The following is a 4,003-nucleotide window of genomic DNA, read 5'->3' as shown; positions in this document are numbered from 1 at the left end:
GGGGTTTCCCCCTGTGAGAGTAGAACGTCGCCTGGTAAACAAAAACATCAGCTATTAGGCTGATGTTTTTTTGCGTTATAAAAGATAATATTTAAGATGTTAATTTAAGATGTTAATTTAAGAGGAATAAAATAATTTAGTTCATTCTTTATTCATATTTTAGTTGTAAATTTTAAAGGTAATGTAGATACAAAAATAGTAAGTGTAAGGAGTAAAGATATGAAAGAAGAAACTAATACAAATAAAAAAAGTGACTGGAGAAATTTTATCTCTTTAATAAAGAATGCAAACCCTCCTAAATGGTTGTTTGCAATAGGTGTACTATTAAGTGTAGCCACTACTTTAGTCGGGTTACTATTACCATTGCTTACAAAGAAATTTGTAGATGGTTTTTCATTAGCATCTTTAAGTGCAGGACAAATAGCGATTTTTGTTACGGTACTAATAATACAGGCTATTTCATCGGCAGCTTCTATCTATCTGCTTAGTCGAGTAGGGAATACAGTTGTTGCCAATGTAAGACACCGATTGTGGAAGAAAATGATTGTACTTCCAATATCTTATTTCGATGAGACTCAGACAGGAGATAATGTTAGTCGAGTTACGAATGATACGGCAATTTTAAAAGGGCTAATAACTGAACATATAACAAATTTTTTAACAGGAGTCATTTCAATTATTGGATCTTTTATATTACTACTAGTATTAGATTGGAGAATGACATTAGTCACTTTTAGTATTATACCTGTCATTGCTCTAATATTTATCCCTATTGGAAAACAAATGTCAAAATTATCAAAAGCAACTCAAGATGAGACGGCAAAATTCACATCATTAATAAGCCAAGTTTTTTCGGAGATTAGATTAGTAAAAGTTTCGAATGCAGAAACTACTGAAATTACAAATGGAAACAAGGGAATTAATAATTTATTATCATTCGGTATTAAGGAAGGGAAATTACATTCTCTCATAGGACCAATCGTTTCCTTTGTATTGATGCTTATTTTAGTAGTTATTATTGGATATGGTGGTGTCAGGGTCTCATCAGGTGCAATAACTGCAGGGGCTTTAGTAGCATATATACTATATTTATTCCAAATTATCTTCCCAGTAACACAAATTACACATTTCTTTACTGAACTTCAAAAAACAAAAGGTGCTACTGAAAGAATGATTAGTATATTAGAACTAGAAGAAGAAGATTATCAAACTGGAAAAGATGAAGTTGATATGAACTTACCGATTAATATTAATAAGCTACATTTTGCATATAAGGAAGAAGATATGCTAACAAATCTTAATTTTGCAATTGCTCCAGGTAAGGTAACAGCTATTGTAGGACCTAGTGGAAGTGGAAAGACAACGTTATTTTCACTTATTGAACGATTTTATTCTCCAAAAAGTGGAGAAATAACAATTGGAAGTAATCCAATTAATCGTTTCAATTTAGAAAGCTGGAGAAAACAAATAGGTTATGTTGCACAAGAGAGTCCTCTAATTGTCGGTACAATTAGAGATAACATTTGCTATGGAATTAAAAGAGAGATATCTGATGAAGAACTGGCTTATGTATCCGGTATGGCGTATGTAGACCAATTTGTTAATGATTTACCTGAAGGTTTTAATACAGAGGTTGGAGAAAGAGGAATAAAACTATCTGGTGGGCAAAGACAACGAATAGGTATTGCGAGAGCTTTATTAAGAAATCCTAAATTATTAATGTTGGATGAAGCAACTTCGAATCTTGATAGTAGGTCTGAACTAGTTGTACAAAATGCACTTTCAAATTTAATGAAAGGGAGAACTACTTTAATTATTGCTCATCGTCTTTCCACAGTTATATATGCGGATCAAATTGTATTTTTAGATAAAGGAAAAATAACTGGCATCGGGACACATGATGAATTATATAGTAACCATTTAATGTACAAAGAATTTGCAGATCAGCAATTAAGAGTAAATAGTGCAGTGTAATTAAATTGAAGGAAGGTGTTTTTTTGGCTAGTATATTAATCGTAGACGATGATCCACATATTCGGAAACTATTAAATGTTTTACTTCGAGATGAGGGCTTTACTGTTTTTGAGGCTACAAATGGTATTGAAGCAATTAGTGTTTTTGAAGATAACAAAATAGATATGTTAATTATAGACTTAATGATGCCTAAAATGGATGGATTCGAGCTTTGTCGAGAAATACGTAACGAATATGATCTTCCTATAATTATGTTAACTGCAAAAGGTGAAACCGAACAGAAAGTCAGGGGGTTTAAATTAGGGACCGATGACTATATCGTAAAACCATTTGAACCTGTCGAATTGGTTGTTCGAGTGAAAGCTTTGTTAAGAAGATCAAAAATATCTTCATCTAAAATTGTTCAAATAGGAAATTTAACAATAGACCACGGTAATTACAAAGTTCTAAATGAAAACCAAGTTATCAATATGCCATTAAAAGAGTTAGAGCTTTTATTTACTTTAGCAAGCTCTTTAGGAAGGACTTATTCCAGAGAACAATTAATTGAAAACATTTGGGGATTCGATTATGCAGGGGATGAAAGAACTGTAGATGTTCATATAAAGAGATTGAGGGAAAGATTTCCCGAGAAAGAATTTGGTTTTAAAATTTCTACTGTATGGGGATTAGGGTATCGAATGGAGTTATTAAAATGAAAGTATTAAAAAAAATTAGGGATGTTATAGGAGCTATATTACTATTAACGACTGCAATAACGATAGGAAGCGTAATTGTTCACTATTCTACTAATTACTTTTATGAACATCATCTCACTAATTTAGCAGATTTAACAAAACAAATCATAAATACTTTTTTAACCTTTCTATTATTAATGCTCGGAGGAGCTGTATTTGGTAGAATGTTTCATCATCCAAAGCAAATGAAAATGGTAAAAGAAATAATGCAGGCAATTAGAAGTATTTCAAGAGGAGAGTTTAACGTATCGGTGGATCTTGAAAAATTTAGGAATGCATTTGGTGGTGAAATAGGACAGATAATAGATAGCTTTAACCATATGGCAAAAAATTTAGATCAAATGGAAAACATGCGACAAGAGTTTATTTCTAACGTTTCACATGAAATTCAATCGCCTTTAACGTCTATTAAAGGTTTTGCTAAAGTATTACAAAATGAAAATTTACCGTTAGAAGAGCGAAAACAATATTTAAATATAATTGAGTATGAAAGTACAAGATTATCGAAACTTAGCGATAATCTACTAAAGCTAACTTCACTAGAATCACAAAACCAGCCAATAGAAAAGAACAGTTTTTCGTTAAATAGCCAACTTATGTACTCATTGTTAAGCTGCGAACCTCAGATATTAGAAAAAAACATCAATATGCATGTTGACCTTGGAAAAATTGACTTTATTGGTGACGAGGCTCTTTTAAATCAGGTTTGGATGAATTTAATTACAAACAGTATAAAATTTACTTCTAACAATGGTGATATATTTATATCTGCTATTCAAGATAATGACAAGGTGGTTATAAAAATTCAAGATACCGGAATTGGTATTTCTGAAGAAGATCAAGTGCATGTATTTGAAAGATTTTATAAAGCAGATAAATCAAGAGACAGAACAACCGGCGGAAATGGATTAGGTTTATCAATCGTAAAGAAAATTGTTGATATGCATAACGGAATAGTTTATGTAGAAAGTGAGATCGGTAAAGGGTCACTATTTGTAGTAGAATTACCTGTAACAGCTGAGTAATTGTTTTTCATTATAGTAAATAGAGTTTGGTAAAGCTAACTACTCTTTTGCTATAATGGGAAACATTATCTTTTTTTATTATAAAGTTATTGCAATCATAAAAGAATAATGGTATATTATTAAACGTTGTCACATTAAACCAATAAATGAGGCAAGAAAATAACATGAAAAAGTTGTTGACTAAACAAACTTAAATATGTTATTATTATATAAGTCGCTAAGAGATGTAGCGACAAAGTGAACTTTGAAAACTAAACAAAACATGAA

The 4,003-nt window shown here is 31.1% G+C and carries 3 protein-coding genes; all 3 read left to right on the top strand.

Annotated features, from left to right (window positions below; translation table 11 throughout):
• Nucleotides 1–219 precede the first annotated feature (219 nt).
• From EP747_RS23825 to EP747_RS23815, 3 genes are read left to right on the top strand one after another with little or no spacing between them, the layout of a single operon-like run.
• Nucleotides 220–1,974 carry an ABC transporter ATP-binding protein gene (locus EP747_RS23825; RefSeq protein ID WP_129692468.1) on the top strand — a complete coding sequence of 585 codons (1,755 nt, stop codon included), beginning with the start codon at nucleotides 220–222 and terminating at the stop codon, nucleotides 1,972–1,974.
• 23 nt (nucleotides 1,975–1,997) lie between these two features.
• Nucleotides 1,998–2,672, top strand: a complete 675-nt coding sequence (locus tag EP747_RS23820) for a response regulator transcription factor (RefSeq protein ID WP_129692467.1) — start codon at nucleotides 1,998–2,000, stop codon at nucleotides 2,670–2,672.
• Complete coding sequence (locus EP747_RS23815) at nucleotides 2,669–3,736, top strand: HAMP domain-containing sensor histidine kinase (protein WP_165347279.1); 1,068 nt, start codon at nucleotides 2,669–2,671, stop codon at nucleotides 3,734–3,736. Before EP747_RS23820 ends, EP747_RS23815 begins: the two co-directional genes overlap by 4 nt.
• The last annotated feature ends 267 nt before the right edge of the window (nucleotides 3,737–4,003 follow it).

The sequence above is a fragment of the Gottfriedia acidiceleris genome (assembly GCF_004138285.1).
GTDB classification, from domain to species: domain Bacteria; phylum Bacillota; class Bacilli; order Bacillales; family Bacillaceae_G; genus Gottfriedia; species Gottfriedia acidiceleris_A.
The sequence above is the reverse complement of the archived record's forward strand: the minus strand, read 5'-3'. Positions and strand labels throughout refer to the sequence as shown.

Coding starts and splice junctions, on each gene's coding strand:
- EP747_RS23825 (WP_129692468.1), top strand. CDS start 220: ATGAAAGAAGAAACTAATACAAATAAAAAAAGTGACTGGAGAAATTTT.
- EP747_RS23815 (WP_165347279.1), top strand. CDS start 2,669: ATGAAAGTATTAAAAAAAATTAGGGATGTTATAGGAGCTATATTACTA.